Source organism: Microbacterium sp. SORGH_AS_0421, assembly GCF_030818635.1.
Lineage (GTDB): Bacteria > Actinomycetota > Actinomycetes > Actinomycetales > Microbacteriaceae > Microbacterium.
Map to the genome: position 1 here is coordinate 1,268,931 of NZ_JAUTAO010000001.1, position 14,200 is coordinate 1,283,130.

At 70.6% G+C, this 14,200-nt stretch carries 16 protein-coding genes; 6 read left to right on the plus strand and 10 right to left on the minus strand.

Translation table 11 applies throughout. The annotated features are described in order from the left end of the window. Window positions 1–45: 45 nt before the first annotated feature. Window positions 46–267 (minus strand): hypothetical protein, encoded by a 222-nt coding sequence (locus QE416_RS06030; protein WP_307314388.1) that lies wholly within the window; start codon window positions 265–267, stop codon window positions 46–48. A gap of 209 nt (window positions 268–476) precedes the next feature. Here QE416_RS06030 and QE416_RS06035 point away from each other — a divergent pair, with 209 nt between their 5' ends. Beyond that, window positions 477–824: a hypothetical protein gene (locus QE416_RS06035; RefSeq protein WP_307314389.1), complete on the plus strand. Its 348-nt coding sequence runs from the start codon at window positions 477–479 to the stop codon at window positions 822–824. Then, a complete protein-coding gene (locus QE416_RS06040) occupies window positions 821–1,150 on the plus strand; it encodes a hypothetical protein (protein ID WP_307314390.1) in 330 nt (109 codons plus the stop codon). The genes QE416_RS06035 and QE416_RS06040 overlap by 4 nt, the downstream gene beginning before the upstream one ends. Window positions 1,151–1,220: 70 nt before the next feature. On the opposite strand, the gene QE416_RS06045 is transcribed toward QE416_RS06040, so the two are convergent. Then, window positions 1,221–1,403: a hypothetical protein gene (locus QE416_RS06045; protein ID WP_267789037.1), complete on the minus strand. Its 183-nt coding sequence runs from the start codon at window positions 1,401–1,403 to the stop codon at window positions 1,221–1,223. Window positions 1,404–1,630: 227 nt separating this feature from the next. Further along, on the minus strand, window positions 1,631–2,140 hold the full coding sequence (locus tag QE416_RS06050) for a hypothetical protein (protein WP_307314391.1): 510 nt from the start codon (window positions 2,138–2,140) through the stop codon (window positions 1,631–1,633). Window positions 2,141–2,271: 131 nt separating this feature from the next. Between QE416_RS06050 and QE416_RS06055 the strand changes: the two genes are divergently transcribed. Next, window positions 2,272–2,847, plus strand: a complete 576-nt coding sequence (locus QE416_RS06055) for an RNA polymerase sigma factor (protein ID WP_307314392.1) — start codon at window positions 2,272–2,274, stop codon at window positions 2,845–2,847. A 160-nt stretch (window positions 2,848–3,007) separates the two neighbouring features. Beyond that, window positions 3,008–3,316, plus strand: a complete 309-nt coding sequence (locus QE416_RS06060) for a hypothetical protein (RefSeq protein WP_267789040.1) — start codon at window positions 3,008–3,010, stop codon at window positions 3,314–3,316. A 79-nt stretch (window positions 3,317–3,395) separates the two neighbouring features. Here the strand turns inward: QE416_RS06060 and QE416_RS06065 are convergent, their stop codons facing one another. After that, a complete protein-coding gene (locus QE416_RS06065; RefSeq protein ID WP_307314394.1) occupies window positions 3,396–3,803 on the minus strand; it encodes a hypothetical protein in 408 nt (135 codons plus the stop codon). Between the two features lie 636 nt (window positions 3,804–4,439). Between QE416_RS06065 and QE416_RS06070 the strand changes: the two genes are divergently transcribed. Beyond that, a complete protein-coding gene (locus tag QE416_RS06070) occupies window positions 4,440–4,802 on the plus strand; it encodes a hypothetical protein (protein WP_307314395.1) in 363 nt (120 codons plus the stop codon). Window positions 4,803–5,209: 407 nt separating this feature from the next. Here the strand turns inward: QE416_RS06070 and QE416_RS06075 are convergent, their stop codons facing one another. Both QE416_RS06075 and QE416_RS06080 read right to left on the minus strand, forming a co-directional pair. Then, entirely contained in the window at window positions 5,210–6,211 is a 1,002-nt protein-coding gene (locus tag QE416_RS06075; RefSeq protein ID WP_307314396.1) for a LacI family DNA-binding transcriptional regulator, read from the minus strand. A gap of 31 nt (window positions 6,212–6,242) precedes the next feature. Then, window positions 6,243–7,922: a glycoside hydrolase family 13 protein gene (locus QE416_RS06080; protein WP_307314397.1), complete on the minus strand. Its 1,680-nt coding sequence runs from the start codon at window positions 7,920–7,922 to the stop codon at window positions 6,243–6,245. 257 nt (window positions 7,923–8,179) lie between these two features. On the opposite strand from QE416_RS06080, the gene QE416_RS06085 reads away from it, so the two are divergent. Then, on the plus strand, window positions 8,180–8,704 hold the full coding sequence (locus QE416_RS06085; RefSeq protein WP_307314399.1) for an adenine phosphoribosyltransferase: 525 nt from the start codon (window positions 8,180–8,182) through the stop codon (window positions 8,702–8,704). 116 nt (window positions 8,705–8,820) lie between these two features. Here QE416_RS06085 and QE416_RS06090 read toward each other — a convergent pair whose 3' ends face one another. The 4 genes from QE416_RS06090 to QE416_RS06105 all read right to left on the minus strand — a co-directional run bounded on the left by QE416_RS06090 (window position 8,821) and on the right by QE416_RS06105 (window position 14,048). After that, window positions 8,821–9,549 carry a GNAT family N-acetyltransferase gene (locus QE416_RS06090; protein WP_373458839.1) on the minus strand — a complete coding sequence of 243 codons (729 nt, stop codon included), beginning with the start codon at window positions 9,547–9,549 and terminating at the stop codon, window positions 8,821–8,823. Between the two features lie 70 nt (window positions 9,550–9,619). Then, window positions 9,620–11,497, minus strand: a complete 1,878-nt coding sequence (locus QE416_RS06095; RefSeq protein WP_307314402.1) for an FAD/NAD(P)-binding domain-containing protein — start codon at window positions 11,495–11,497, stop codon at window positions 9,620–9,622. After that, entirely contained in the window at window positions 11,494–12,846 is a 1,353-nt protein-coding gene (locus tag QE416_RS06100; protein ID WP_307314404.1) for an NtaA/DmoA family FMN-dependent monooxygenase, read from the minus strand. The genes QE416_RS06095 and QE416_RS06100 overlap by 4 nt, the downstream gene beginning before the upstream one ends. Further along, the gene (locus QE416_RS06105; protein ID WP_307314405.1) at window positions 12,843–14,048 is read right to left on the minus strand and encodes an LLM class flavin-dependent oxidoreductase; all 1,206 of its coding nucleotides are present in this window, start codon (window positions 14,046–14,048) and stop codon (window positions 12,843–12,845) included. Before QE416_RS06105 ends, QE416_RS06100 begins: the two co-directional genes overlap by 4 nt. Window positions 14,049–14,200 lie beyond the last annotated feature (152 nt).

The window sequence follows — 14,200 nt, forward strand, 5'->3', positions numbered from 1 at the left end:
CGGCCGCCGTCAGCAGCTCCGGCCAGGACAGCGTCGACGCCTGCCTCAGGTGGGCACCAAGACCGGTGTCCCCGCCGCTTTCGCTTCCCAGCAGGGGCCCACCCCGAGATCGAGCTGCATCCCCTCGAGCTCGGCAGCGATCGCGTCGCTCGCACCCACGGTGGTCAGCTCGAACGGGTCCCCCAGGGTGGAGATCGCCGCGTGGTGTATCGGCAACTTCGATACGAACCAGTCGCACAGGGAGGTGAAAGCGGGGAATTCCAACATGATGCTCCTGACCTAGGTACAACCCAGCGGCCTAGGTCTAGGGGACGCCACTGTCCACTGTAGGGCCCTTCTGCTGCGACGTTCGTCACCGGGTCGCGTTGCAATGCAGGAGAATCCGCTCTTGATCTCGCGCGGGCATGACAATACTCTGAACGCACGTTGCCCCAGACCCCGGCAGGCTCACTCGCTAGTGAAGATCGGGGCACGCTGTGGGACTCCTCTATTACGGTTCGATCCGTGAACCGCTGCCGCTTCCCGATGTTTCCCTCGCCTACCTGCAGGCCATCGCGGTCGCGAAATTAAAGCGGAACGAAGCGTTCTTCGCATCATGGCGAATACCGCGAGAGGTGAACGGCGCACGTCTTCACGTCTGGCTTCATCCCGCGATCGCTTTGCGATTCGTCATCGATGCTCAAGATGGCATCGCTTTGCGACCGGCCATCGTGGATCAACTGATGCGCACGGCCGCCACCTCGATGATGGGGGTCGATCTCGACGTCGTCACGCAGACCGCGCACGCTTCCGTCGGCTTCTCCCCGGTGTCGCCGGGATCATGAAGTCCGCCCGCTTGTCCCCTCGCCCCGAGGTGACCCCGGCACCCGCCTGGCGTGTCAAAGGGCCGGGCCACCACGTCCTCACCGACGGCGTGCATGTCATCGGTCACGTCGTCGAGGCCCCCCACGGAACCTTCGTCTCCTTCGATGCCACGGCGAAACCGATCGCGCGACACGACACCCTCTCACAGGCGCGGACTCGCGCTTCTCACGCTGCGGGATGGGACGGCGATGACACGCGCCGTCTGCCCGCCGGAGCCTTCGCGCTCGCGGCCGCGGCATCTCTGCTCGGGATCGTGTTCGTCGCCGTCACCGTTCTTTCGCGGTGATGCCGCCTCGACGGCGACAGCACTGCTGCCGCTGGCGAGGCCGCGCTCGGACGCACCCGTGCGGTCGCGATCAGTGGCCTCTTTGCTCGGCGGCGGACATGATCCGGTGCACGCTGAGGACGGTCCACGCGGGACCGGCGATCAGCATCGCCGTCGAGAGCGCGTCGAAACAGTCCGGCGCCTCGATCTCGATTCCATGATCGAACCCGCCGAGTTCTTCGCTGGTCGAACCCAGCGTCGCGATCCAGTGCATGACGGCACCGTCCCACCGTCTTCGTCAGCCCGCGACGGGCCTTGACACCCGGGGGCTCGCAGATGCAGCCGACGCCGTGTGACGGGCCAGGTGAGGGGAAGCGCGGGCGGGTTCGCGCGCGCTGGGAGAGCATCTGCGCGGTGTCCTCCTGCGGGGGCTGCGGCGGATGATCCCGCTGCGGTGGACACGAGGTGGGTCACGAGGGGCGTGCGAACGGGCCGCGGCGGTCAGCGGGTCGCCTCGGCCGCATCGCCGGAGTGCGCATCCTCGGGCTTCGGGTCGTCGCCGTGATCGCGCGGGAATGCATCCGCCGGGGTGAACGTCACCGTGCCGGCGAGCCGGGCGATGGCCGTCGCCCGCATCAGCTCATGACCCGCGATGTCCGCGGATCGAGCGGCGTCAGCGTCATCCTGCGCTTTGACGGCCGAGCTGATGTCCGCCAGTCGGGTAGCCAGGGTCGTGGCGAGACCGTCTCGGAGCTCTTCCAGATTGGTCTGAGCGATCTCGAGGCGCCGATCCGAGACGGTCAGGACGACCGAGGGGTAGCCCGCGTCGGACAGGTACTTGGCCGTGTCCGCATCGAGAATGCGCGTGATCTCGTCCGCGAGGGGACGGCGAGTGAAAACGGCCTCCACCGTGTAGCGACCGGGCGCCAGATCGGTGAGGAGGGCCGTCGGCAACGACCCCACGAGTACGGAGGTGAGACCGAGCGGAGCGGAACTGGTGATCGGCGGCATGTGCGTGTCCTGTATCTCGTGATCGTGCAGACCGCAACCGCACTGACAAGGGCGACACGGGAGCGAGATGGTCGCTCATACGTAAGACCGTCGTCTTGATGGTTCTGTCACAAATTGATCCGAGCAATCTCATGGCACCGTTTCCCACCCGCGCCGCTCCCCCGCCGACAGCGCTGCTCCCCGCCACCGATGAGTTTCTCGTCGGCCTCGCCGTCAAGGGAGACCCTTCTGCGTTTCGGATGCTGGTCTCTCGGCATGGTTCGGCCATGCTCACCGCGGCCGCCCGGATCGCTGGAAGCCCCATCGCGGCCGACGACGCCGTCCAGGAGACCCTCGTCATCGCGTGGAAACGTCTGGCACAACTGCGCGAGCGTGAACACGTGAGGGGATGGCTCATCCGCATCGCCACGCACCAGGCGCTCGACCACCTCCGCGAACGACGGCGCGAGGTCCCCTTTCCCCGCTCCCTCGAGAGCCCCGGCGAGGGACCAGAGGTGTCTGCGATGAGAAGGGCTCAGCTCGTCGACCTGTCCCGGGCGGTGCACGCTCTCACGAAAACGCAACGGGACTGCTGGATCCTGCGCGAAGTCGAAGAGATGCGCTACGTGGACATCGCCGACAGGATCGGACTCACCACCGGTCAGGTGCGGGGGAACATCGCCCGCGCCCGGCTCAGCATCAAGACGCGCATGGAGGACTGGCGCTAGCGTCGCGCCACGCGACACCCCGCGCCCGTGACCCCGGAAAGCTCTGTCGCACCACGTCGAGGCTCGTCACGCATCTTCTCGGCGAAGCGTTCCAGGCACGAGAGGGAACGAAGTGCAACCCGGGCCCCCGGACGCCCCCGTGGCGCATAGCGTCGCCCTTATGTCCCACACGATCGAGCGATTACGCATCACCGTCGCCGACGTGACCTACGCATTGGGCCCCGTCGAACACATCGATGCCGTCAAGGCGGCCATTCTGGCGGGAGTGCACGCCGGTGGTGGATTCGTCGACCTGATCCTCGACAACGGCCGGCTCCTCAGCCTTCTCGTGACAGAGTCCTCCCACATCGCCATCACCGTCGACACCCTCCGACTGGACTCCGGCACGGCCGACGGTGAGTTCAGCGGGGACGAGCGCCCGAGGGTGTCCGTCGACTACGACGCCGACACACCTTTCGACACCATCTGAACCCGCCCGGGAGCGCGGCGGATCCGGTCGCCGCTCACCCCGTCGGAGCGGCAACGCCCCGCGTCCGCGAGGGGGTGGTTCAGTGGGACGAAGCGCCCGCAGACGAGGGCGCGGCGGCATTGCGTTGCCCGCTCTTGCGGTCCCACTCCAGCGACTTCCACTGCAGGAAGGTGCACAGGTTTCCCGCGACGACCAGCTCGGCGGCCAGGCTCGTCAGATCGGTCGCTGACAGCTTGAGCTCTTCGGGGCTTTCGGTGATCGTCAGCTGCCACATCGGGTCGTCGTACCCCCGCGCCCCCATGAAGATCGACGCCGTCGCATTGCGCAACCGGACGATCACCAGCCCGGTGTCTTGATCGCCGCTGTCCTCCTGGGGGGCGACGGTGATGCGACCGGCTATGCAGTGCTCCTGATCTTCGAACTCCTGCACCCACGTCTCAAGCTGCTCACGAGAACGAAGGGGCGGTGAGTTCTCGAGGCGGCGCATGCCGACGAGTATGACACCCCCGCCCCCGGACGAGCCCGCACACGGTCGGTCTTGCGTCGGGGTGCGCGAAGCGATCCAGATCCGATCGCGCCCCCTCTCCGCGCGTCAGCGGCGCGGCGGACGACCCGGGTGCGCCGTCCGCCCACGATCAGGCGACACCATCCGGCACGGCGCTAACTCGCGTCGATCACACCCAACGTCTCCAGGTGCTGCGCCACACGCTCGTGCGCATGGCACGGGACCTGCCCCCCGTCGACGAAGCGGACCGACTCCAGCGTCGTCACAGAGGACGATGTGAGACCGAATTGGTGGACGTGCAGTGTCACCGACACCCTTCCCACCCCCGGTACTTTGTAGGTCCTCATGCGGCGACGGTACGCCCGCGTCCGCGAGCCGCCGACCAATACTGCGTGAAGCGGCTCGCACGTTCCAAGGAGCACAGAAGACGACCTTCGTTCCGACGGGGCGGGATGCCCGCGCGATGCAAGGGTGCGCTCCTCCCTCTCGCCCGTCGCGCTCAGCCGGAACGACGGCGACTTGATGGACTGTGTTTACAATGTCCTACGGCCGGTTCAGGGGAACGCCGGGTCGTCGAGAAATCAGAGGTAGCCGGTGCCGTTTCGTACGAAAGCCACCTTGCAGGCGTGGCTGGATGAGTACGCCGCAAGCGGTGCCGGCGGCGGCGGGATCGCGTTCGTAGCGGATCAGGAGCCCGTCGACGGCATCGACAGCGGGCTGGTGATCTTTCCCCTCGCGAACGCGACGACATCGGTGTATCTCGCCCCGATCGCCGTAGGTGCCCCGGACTGGCGCGTCACCTTCGAGGCCCAGCCCGAGATCACAGAACTCTCGCCGCAGTCCGTTCAAGACCTCTGCCGCGAGCTTCTGCACGCCGCCGATCTCTGCGCGTTTCTGCAGCGGAAGTCGATCGAGCACGTTGCGGAGTCGGCGGCGGACGCGCGGGATGATCTCGGCGGCAGTCCCGTCGACGCCGGCTGACTCCCCGAGGGCATCGCGGGGCGGAGGGTCGCGGGGGCGGCAGGGGCAAGAGCGGCGGGATGCCGGACCCCTTGCGGTTCGACACCCCACCCCTGCAGCGCCTACGGCGCACATCAGTCGAGGCAGGCAATGAACCCGACCGTACGCGCCACTCGCACCGCACAGCCGACCCTAGGTCAGTGCGGTGGGTCAGCGGAACCCCATCCGACCCATAGGCCGCAGCGCGGGCGGCGCGGCTCATGCTCGAGCGATCGCGGCCACCCCGGACGAGCGCGACGACGGCGACCACGGCTGCCGCGACCCGCATGAGGTCGATCAGCGCCGCGGCGGTGGGGTGAGCGGCATCCGCGGGTCCCGCTCGAGCTCGGAAACCTCCAGCGTCGCGCTCGCGTATCCCGGCCGACGCCTCAGCGCCTCGGCGCCGCCGTCGACCCGCGGTCGACCAGCTCGAACGGCAGGGTGCCGAGGCCACGGCCCGGCTCGGCGCCGTCGAGCGCCACCAGCACGGCCTCGGCCGCGCGCTCGCCCTGACCCCGAGCGAATTGATCCACGGTGGTCAGCGAGAACCAACGGCCGAGTTCGTGGCCGTCCACCCCGACGATCGACACGTCTTCGGGAACGCGCAGGCCGAGCTCGCGCGCGGCGAGGATCGCCCCGATCGCCATCTCGTCCGACGCGGCGAACAGCGCGGTCGGCGGGTTCTCGGCGGTGAGAGCGCGGGTTGCCGCGGCGGAGCCGCCCTCGATCGTGAAGTCGGCGGGCTCGACCACTGTGTGGGCGATGCCCGCTGCTGCCAGCTGCTCGAGGAATCCCCGGCGGCGCAGCCCCGGCACCGTCGAGCCCGCGGCGGTTGCGGGGTCCGCCCCGATGTGCGCGAGGCGACGGTGGCCGAGGGCGAGCAGGTGATCCGTCGCCAGGCGTCCCACGGCGAGGTCGTCGACCGTCAGGGTGGTGAGCAGCGGGTTCGGGCCCGCGATCGCGACGATGGGCACGCCGAGTCCGCGCAGTGACGCCGACTCCTCGGCATCCAGTTCGAGGGCGATGGTGATGACCGCGTCGATGCGGCGGCGACGCAGGTGGTCGTCGAACACGCGGCGACGCTCGACCGGGTCGGCGCTCACGCTGTAGAGGGTGATGTCGTAGCCCTCGCGGACGAGGGCGTCGGAGATGCCCGCGAGCACCGTGCTGAAGAACCAGCGGTCGAGGAACGGCACGACCACCCCCACCGCCCGCGCCCGCCCGGTCGCCAGGCTCGACGCGGCCGCCGACACGACGTAGCCGAGCCGGTCGGCCGCAGCGATGACGCGGTCGCGCGTCGCGCTCGAGACGGGCCCGCGCCCGCTCAACGCACGCGAGACCGTGGCCGTCGACACCCCCGCCGCGCGGGCGACCTCGTCGATACCGGCCACGGTCTCGCGATCGATCGATGGATGCCGCGGCCTACGCCGCCGCGATCCAGACGGTCGTGTCGGTCGGCAGGCGCTCGCCGTCGAGGGGGCCGCTCGCGATGAGCACCTCGCCCGCGGGAAGCTCCGCCGTCTCGTCGCCGAGGTTCGCGACCACGAGCAGCGAACCGTTGCGGAACGCCACGACGTCGTCGCCGTACTCGTCGAGCCACTCCAGGTGGCCCGCGCCGAGATTGCGGTCACGACGTTCGGCGAGGAGCGACCGGTACAGCGTCAGCGTCGAGGCCGGGTCGTCGACCTGCGCGTCGCGCGCGAGCTCGGCCCACTCGGCCGGCTGGGGCAGCCACGACTCGCCCGTGGTGTTGAAGCCGTAGGCGGGGGCGTCGGCGCTCCACGGAATCGGCACGCGGCAGCCGTCGCGACCGTACCGCTCGCCGTTCGTGCGGAACCACGTGGGGTCCTGGCGCGCGTCGTCGGGCAGATCGATGACCTCGGGAAGGCCGAGCTCCTCGCCCTGGTACAGGTACGACGAACCGGGGAGTGCGAGCATCATCGACGTCGCCGCGCGCGCACGGCGCAGCCCCTTCACGGGGTCGGGCTGGCCGGGGGACTTCGGGCCGATGCCGGCACCCTGCGGGTTCTCGGCCGTCAGTGCGAGACGCGAGGCGTGGCGCACGACGTCGTGGTTCGACAGGACCCAGGTGCTCGGGGCGCCGACCGCGCCGTACTGTGCGAGCGACTCGCCGATTACGTCGCGGAGGGCGGCGGCATCCCACTTCGTCTCGAGGTAGTGGAAGTTGAACGCCTGGTGCATCTCGTCGGGACGCACCCACAGGGCGGTCTGCTCGACGGTCGGCAGCCACGCCTCCGCGCACAGGGCGCGGTCGCCGTCGTACGCGGCGAGCACCTCGTGCCATTCGCGCCACACATCGTGCACGCCGGGCTGACCCCAGTAGGGCACTTCTTCGGCGTCGCCGCCCATCGAGCCGCCCTCGGGGTCGGGCGTGAAGTCGGGCAGGCCCTCGGCCTTGATGAGGCCGTGCGCGACGTCGACGCGGAAGCCGTCGACTCCGCGATCGAGCCAGAAGCGCAGGATGTCGCGGAACTCCGCACGCACCTCTTCATTGGTCCAGTCGAAGTCGGGCTGGCTCTCGTCGAAGATGTGCAGGTACCACTGGCCGGGGGTGCCGTCTGCCTCGGTGATGCGCTTCCACATGCCGCCGCCGAAGACGCTCTCCCAGTTGTTCGGGGGCAGTTCGCCGTTCTCGCCCTTGCCGTCGCGGAAGATGTACCGCGCCCGCTCGGGGCTCCCGGGGGCGGCCTTCAGGGCCTCTTGGAACCACACGTGCTGATCGCTGGAGTGGTTCGGCACGAGGTCGACGATGACCCGGATGCCGCGCTCGTGCGCACCCGCGAGCATCGCGTCGAAGTCGGCCAGGGTGCCGAAGATCGGGTCGACGTCGCGGTAGTCGGCGACGTCGTACCCCGCGTCCTTCTGCGGCGAGGTCTGGAAGGGGCTGAGCCAGATGGCATCCACCCCCAGGTCTTTCAAGTCGTCGAGGTGCGCCGTGACGCCGGGCAGATCGCCGAGGCCGTCACCCGACGCGTCGGCGAACGAGCGGGGGTAGATCTGGTAGATGACGGCGGTGCGCCACCACTCGGAGCCGGGTGCGGCGACGAGATCGGCGCGCGCGTCTTCCTGCGTGAAGGTCATGCGACAACGTTAGTGCAAGCGCTTGCATCGTGGTCAAATGGGCGGCGGGTAAATCCCGGCGGGCGTAGCCGGGGGGGGTGAGGATGGTTCTGGTCGAGGCCCGGGCGGCCCGCACCTGGGGGCGTCAAAACTGTTCGAGTGTCCAGAACACCCGGACGAAATCTCGAAATGTCCGGGTGTCTTGGACACTCGATGCATCGGGCGAGAGCCCGCCCCGGCGAGCCCCGCCTCGCGGGCGCCGCGATTAGAGTGGGGCGGTGCCCGACGCCTCCGCCCTTGCCCGCGCTGAATCGCTCATCACCAGCATCCCCGACTATCCGAAGCCCGGGATCGTGTTCCGCGACATCACGCCGCTGCTCGCCGACGCCGCGGCCTTGCGCGTCGTCGTCGAGGCCCTGATCGAGCCCTTCGCCGGACGCTTCGACGCCGTCGCGGGAGTCGAGGCTCGCGGGTTTCTGCTCGCCGGGGCCGCCGCCATCGTCGCGAACGTGGGCCTCATGCCCATCCGCAAGGCCGGCAAGCTGCCCCGCCCCGCGGCGAGTGTCTCGTACGACCTCGAGTACGGCTCGGCGCGGATCGAGATGCACGACGACGCCGCAGCCGGTGCTCGCGTGCTTCTGCTCGACGACGTTCTCGCCACCGGCGGAACCCTCGGTGCGGGCCGCGAGCTGCTCGAGGCCGTGGGCAGCGAGGTCGTCGGTATCGCGACGCTGCTCGAGATCGACGGCCTGGGCGGCCGCGAGGCGCTCGGCGGCGACCTGCACTCGGTCTTCCACGTCTGACGCGGCGCTTCGCGCGCTGAGCGACGGGTCGCCCGAGCGAACTGAACGTCGACGTCTCGGCCAGCGGCGGGGTGCACGTCGGTGAACCACGACGGCCCCGGAGGGCCGATCCCGGCTCACGCGGGCGTGCGCACCGCCGCGAACCTGTTGCGGCGTCGCAACGCGAAGCCCAGGCGCTCGTAGGCGGCGATCGCGCCGACGTTGGCGGCGGCGGCGTGCATCATCGCGCGATCCCCGCGCTGCTGGATGTGGAAGGCGACGTCGAGCACCAGCCGCGAGGCGAGGCCCTGGCGGCGGTGGTCGGCGTCGACGGCCACGGCGCTGATCTCGGTCCAGCCCGTGGGGTGCAGGCGTTCGCCGGCCATCGCCACGAGACGTCCGTCGCGACGGATGCCGATGTACCGACCGAGCTCGTAGGTGCGGGGCCGGAACGGGCCGGGCTGATTGCGCGCGACGATGTCGATCATCTCGGCCGCATCAGCCGCACTCAGCTCGACGGCCTCGTCGTCGGGCCGGGTGCGCAGGGCGTCGGTCTCGACGAGCTGGACTCCCTCGCCGCCGCCGACCCATTGCCAGTCCGCGGGGATCTCGCCCTCGAAGCCGGAGAGCCCCACGTCGGCGCCGGGTCCGACGAGCTCGCGGAGGGCGTCCCACACGTCCGGGTCGTCCCACGTGCGCACGGCCACGAAGGGGGCGACGTCTTCGGGGTAGCGCTTGACCAGATCGCCGCCGACCGCGAAATGCGCGTGCGGTCCCGCGAGCGAATGCCACGCCGCGTTGTCGAGCACCGTGGCGTCGGCGTGCGGGACGGGGAGCGGAAGGGCGGAGGTGGTGGTCATGGGCATCCGTTCTGGGGGAGGTGCGACGGGGTGCACGTAAGACAACAGCGTCGACCGCTTCGCATTCCGCGGCGCGTCAGCGCACGCCGGCTCGGGCCCGCGCCGCGAGGGCGACGGAGACGGCACCGGCGATCCGATCGGTCTGTCGCAGCGACAGGGCATCGGAGCGGGGGCGGGTGAAGGCCCCGGCTTCCATCGACGAGGTGAAGGGACCGATCGCGAACATCGCCGCACGGGGCTGCCCGTCGCGACCGATCACGCGACCGTCGGCGTCGACGTCGATGCGCCCGAGCGAGCCGGTGAACGACTCGTCCGAGACGTGCACTTCGCGTCCGTGGCGACTCGCGAGCTCGCGCAGCACCGGGTTCTCGCTCGCCGACGCGGTCGCGGCGGGGAGCCACGCGTCGAGGAGCGCGCGAGCGCTCACCTCGCCCGCGGTCCGCGGCGACGACGCCATGAAGCCTTGTTCGGCCTCGACGCGCACCGAGATGTCGGGACCGAGAAAGCGCACGATCCCGGCCTCAGCCAGGGCGAGGAACTCCTCCAGCCGGTGCGCCGGCGGCCCCGAGGCGACGTAGCTGAAGAACGCGTGCCAGGTCACGGGCAGATCGACAGCGCGCGAGCGGGCGCTCCACCGCTCGGTCGGGATGTCGGCGAGCCCGAGGAACGACGACAGGATCGTCAGGAACAGCGCCTGAGCGGCGCTGCGGTCCTGGCTCGTGCGCAGCTGCAGATCGTCGACGATGTGCCGGCGCACCCGCTCGTGCACGTCGAGGGCGCCGCTGAACGTCTCATCGCCCAACGGCACGTCGAGCGTGCGCAGGTCGAAGCGGTCGAGGGGGTCGGGGACCACCTCGGCGGCGGCCAGCCGGAGCGCCGAGGTGTCGGCATCCACCTCCCGAAGGGTCTCTCGGAACACCTCCCACGTCGTCGTCACGCGTTCGGGGTGGCCCGTGAAGAGCTCGCGGTAGTGCCCCCACACGAGCTCGCGCGCGATGAGGGGCCAGACGTCGTCGAGGAAGTCGACGGTGCCCGGTCGCGCGAGCAGCTCGGCGACCGCGGCCGGGGTCAGGATCTCGCGCACGGGTGCCTCGCCCTGCAACCGCGACGACACCTTCGAGCGGTAGGGCACTCCCCGGCGGGAGCCGAGGTGCAGGCGCGGCTCGAGGCCCGACGGCTCGTAGCGCAGGTTGCCGGTCGTATCGGTGACGAAGCGTCCGCCCCGACCCGCGGTCAGCAGCACCACGGCGTCGACCGCGGCCAGGCCCATCCCCCGGACGATCACGTCGTCGCCGGGGGCGAACACGCTGAGGTCGGCGTCGGCGGTGAACGCCGGAGGGAGGTAGGTCAGACCGGCGCTCGCAGCGGCTTCGCCCAACGACACCGCCTCGCCCTCGGGCTCGCGCGCGTTGTGCCCCATCGCGTAGACGAGCACGTCGGCGGACAGACGGATGCCGTCGGCGAGGGCGACCTCGTACCCGTCGGCGGTGTCGTCGACCCATTGCACGACGCCCTCGTGCCACCGCACCTCGACCCCGGGCGGGGCGATGGCGACCGTGCGACGCCAGAACCAGTCGAGGTAGGCGCTCTGTAGACGCCGCGTGGGAAAGGAGTCCGGGCGCAGGCCCTGCAGCTCGAAACGCAACTCGGGATCGTCGATCGTCACGTCGGGGAGCGTTCCCGCGCGTACCCGCTCGGCCCACTCGATGAGCGAGGGGCCCGAGCGGATCGGTCCCGAGATCGTGCAGGACTCGTCGGTGAAGACGGTCACGTCGCGTGCCATCGAGTTGAGCTTGAGCAGGGGCGACTGCTCGCGTCGCCAGATGCGGCCGGCCCCCGGCGGGTAGGGGTCGACGAGGGTGATGCGCAGCGGCACCGGGGAGCGTCGGGCGAGCAGCCGCTCGACGAGCATGACCGCTCGAGGCCCCGCCCCGACGATCACGAGGTCGGTCATCGCGCCCCGACGCCCGCGTGGACCGGCGGGAGACCCAGCAGGTCGTGCAGCGTCGCCCCCTCGTCGTACGAGCGGCGGTACGACCCGCGCTCCTGCAGCAGGGGCACCACCTTGTCGACGAACTCGTCGAGGCCGTGCGGGGTGACATGTCCGACCACGGTGAACCCGTCGGTCGCGCGCTCCTGCACGTAGCGGTCGATCTCGGATGCCACGTGCTCCGGCGTGCCGACGAAGGTGTGCTTCGCGGTCAGGCGGATGACGAGCTCGCGGATAGTGAGGTTCTCGGCCCTCGCCTGCTCGCGCAGCTGACCGACCCGGGCGCGGATCGCGGCGTGCCGCCCGGCGAAGCCCTGCGCCGTCTCGACCCCCGTGTCGGGCTCGAGGTCGGGCAGCGGCCCGTCGGCGTCGTACCCGCTGAGGTCGCGGTTCCAGATCTGCTCGAGGTAGGTGATCGCGGTCTGCGGGCGCACCTGGGCGAGGGCGATCTCGCGCGAGCGCTCGCGGGCCTCGTCGGCGGTGTCGCCGAGCACGAAGGTCGCCGCGGGCAGGATCTTCAGCGAGTCCTCGTCGCGGCCGTTCGCCGCCAGACGCCCCTTCACGTCGCGGTAGAACTGCTGCGCGTCGTCGAAGGCGGTGTGCAGCGAGAAGATGACGTCGGCGTGGGCGGTGGCGAAGTCGCGGCCGTCGGGGGAGTCCCCGGCCTGCACGATCACGGGCCGCCCCTGCGGGGAGCGCGGCACGTCGAACACGGCGTCGACGTCGAACAGGCGGCTCTCGTGCCGTACCCGAGCGATGGCGTCGTCGCGCAGGAACCGACCCGTCTCGGCATCCGCCACGATGGCGTCGTCGCGCCACGATGCCCACAGCGCCTTCGACAGCGCCGCGAACTCCGAGGCTCGCACGTACCGGTCGGCGTGGTCGAGGTAGCCGCCGCGACGGAAGTTCGCCCCGTGGAACGCGTCGGAGCTCGTCACGGCGTTCCACCCCGCCCGCCCGTTCGACAGCAGGTCGAGCGTGCCGAGCTGGCGCGCGAGCTCGTACGGCTCGTTGAAGGTCGTGTTGAGCGTGCCGACGAGGCCGATGTGCTCGGTCACCGCGGCCAGGGCGGTCAGGATCGCGAGGGTGTTCGGGCGTCCCGCCACGTCGAGGTCGTGCAGCTGCCCGCGGTGCTCACGCAGCCGCAGGCCCTCGGCCAGGAAGAGGTAGTCGAACAAGCCCCGCTCGGCGGTGCGGGCGAAGTACTCGAACGACGAGAAGTCGATCTGGCTGCCGGCCGCGGGGTCGGTCCACACGGTGGTGTTGTTCACGCCCGGGAAGTGCGCGGCGAGATGGATCTGACGGCGGGTCATGCGCCGACCTCCTGACGGGCGTAGCGACTGGCGAGACGGGGGAGGCCGAGACGCTCGCGCAGGGTGGGAGAGCCGTCGTCGGTGAGCAGGATGCCGGCGGCGGCCGCGCGCGGCACGACCCGGTCGGCGATGGCCTCGAGGTCGGCCGGAAGCCGGGCGGGGCGCAGGCGCACGCCGTCGACGCCGGCGGCGGCGAGGGCGCGGATCTCCTCGACGACGTCGTCGGCGGTGCCGACCACCACGCGGGCATCGGTCGAAAGCGGTGCGCGCTCTTGCAGGCGGTCCCAGACGGCACGGGCCGCCGCCGGAGTCTCCTCGACGAGCACGAGCAGGTCGGCGAACACGCGCAGGGGCTCCGCGATCGCGCGCTTTGCATCGGCGGCATCGGTCAGTTCGCCGAGGATGCCGGCGACCGCCGCCGCCTCGGAGGGGGTGACGTACACGAGGTCGGCCTGTTCGGCTGCCAGACGGTAGGGGACCGTCTGGTGCGCGAGCACGGTGATGAGCGGCTGCCCCTGTGGAGAACGGGGCACGATCGAGGCGCCGGTGATCGAGAAGAACTCGCCCTCGAACTCCACGTTGTGCACGCGGTCGCGGTCGAGGAACTTCCCGGTCTCGAGGTCGCGCACGATCGCGTCGTCCTCCCACGAGTCGGCGAGTCGGCGGATCACGTCGGCCACCTCACCGGCCTCGCGGAACGCCGCGACGATGAGGGGATCGTCCTCGATGCGTCCGGAGGCGGGGCGGACGGTGGGGCCGTCGGCGCGGCGACCGAAGTTGGCCCGCTCCTGCGCCGTCGAACCCGCGACCAGCCGCACTCCGCCGCGTCCACGGCTGGCGTGGTCGAGGGTCTGCAGGCCCGTCGCGAGGTGGAACGGTTCGGGGTGCGCGGTGGTCGCGGTGGGGACGAGTCCGAGACGACGCGTGACGGGGGCGAGGAACGACGCCAGCAGGACGGCGTCGAGGCGCCCGCGGGCACGATCGCGGCGGGTCTCGGCATCCGGTTCGAACGACCGGCCGCCCAGACTCAGGGCGTCCTCGATCGTCGCGAAAAGGAGCCCCGCACCGTCGGCCGTGCGGGCGAGGTCGCGCCAGTACGCGGGCGAAGTCAGCTCGGTGGGCCGGGCCGCGGGCTCGCGCCAGGCGGCCGGGTGCCAGCCGGCGCCGTCCAGGGCGACGGCGAGATGGATGCGATCCGGCATCGGGAGCTCCTTGTGTCAGGCGAGGTGCTGATCACTGTCTCGCCGGAGTGCGCCGGGTCTCAATCCGTGTCGTCATACAACGCCTCGAAGCGTCACGAACGGACAGAGACGCGCGAACGTAGCGCCCGGACCCGCGAGGTGCACGACTGTGA

Bases quoted from the DNA above. Each gene is read 5' to 3' on its own strand.
- QE416_RS06055 (WP_307314392.1), top strand. From the start codon at position 2,272: ATGGCACCGTTTCCCACCCGCGCCGCTCCCCCGCCGACAGCGCTGCTC.
- QE416_RS06040 (WP_307314390.1), top strand. From the start codon at position 821: ATGAAGTCCGCCCGCTTGTCCCCTCGCCCCGAGGTGACCCCGGCACCC.
- QE416_RS06080 (WP_307314397.1), bottom strand. From the start codon at position 7,922: ATGACCTTCACGCAGGAAGACGCGCGCGCCGATCTCGTCGCCGCACCC.
- QE416_RS06105 (WP_307314405.1), bottom strand. From the start codon at position 14,048: ATGCCGGATCGCATCCATCTCGCCGTCGCCCTGGACGGCGCCGGCTGG.
- QE416_RS06030 (WP_307314388.1), bottom strand. From the start codon at position 267: ATGTTGGAATTCCCCGCTTTCACCTCCCTGTGCGACTGGTTCGTATCG.
- QE416_RS06050 (WP_307314391.1), bottom strand. From the start codon at position 2,140: ATGCCGCCGATCACCAGTTCCGCTCCGCTCGGTCTCACCTCCGTACTC.
- QE416_RS06065 (WP_307314394.1), bottom strand. From the start codon at position 3,803: ATGCGCCGCCTCGAGAACTCACCGCCCCTTCGTTCTCGTGAGCAGCTT.
- QE416_RS06060 (WP_267789040.1), top strand. From the start codon at position 3,008: ATGTCCCACACGATCGAGCGATTACGCATCACCGTCGCCGACGTGACC.
- QE416_RS06045 (WP_267789037.1), bottom strand. From the start codon at position 1,403: ATGCACTGGATCGCGACGCTGGGTTCGACCAGCGAAGAACTCGGCGGG.
- QE416_RS06100 (WP_307314404.1), bottom strand. From the start codon at position 12,846: ATGACCCGCCGTCAGATCCATCTCGCCGCGCACTTCCCGGGCGTGAAC.
- QE416_RS06095 (WP_307314402.1), bottom strand. From the start codon at position 11,497: ATGACCGACCTCGTGATCGTCGGGGCGGGGCCTCGAGCGGTCATGCTC.
- QE416_RS06090 (WP_373458839.1), bottom strand. From the start codon at position 9,549: ATGCCCATGACCACCACCTCCGCCCTTCCGCTCCCCGTCCCGCACGCC.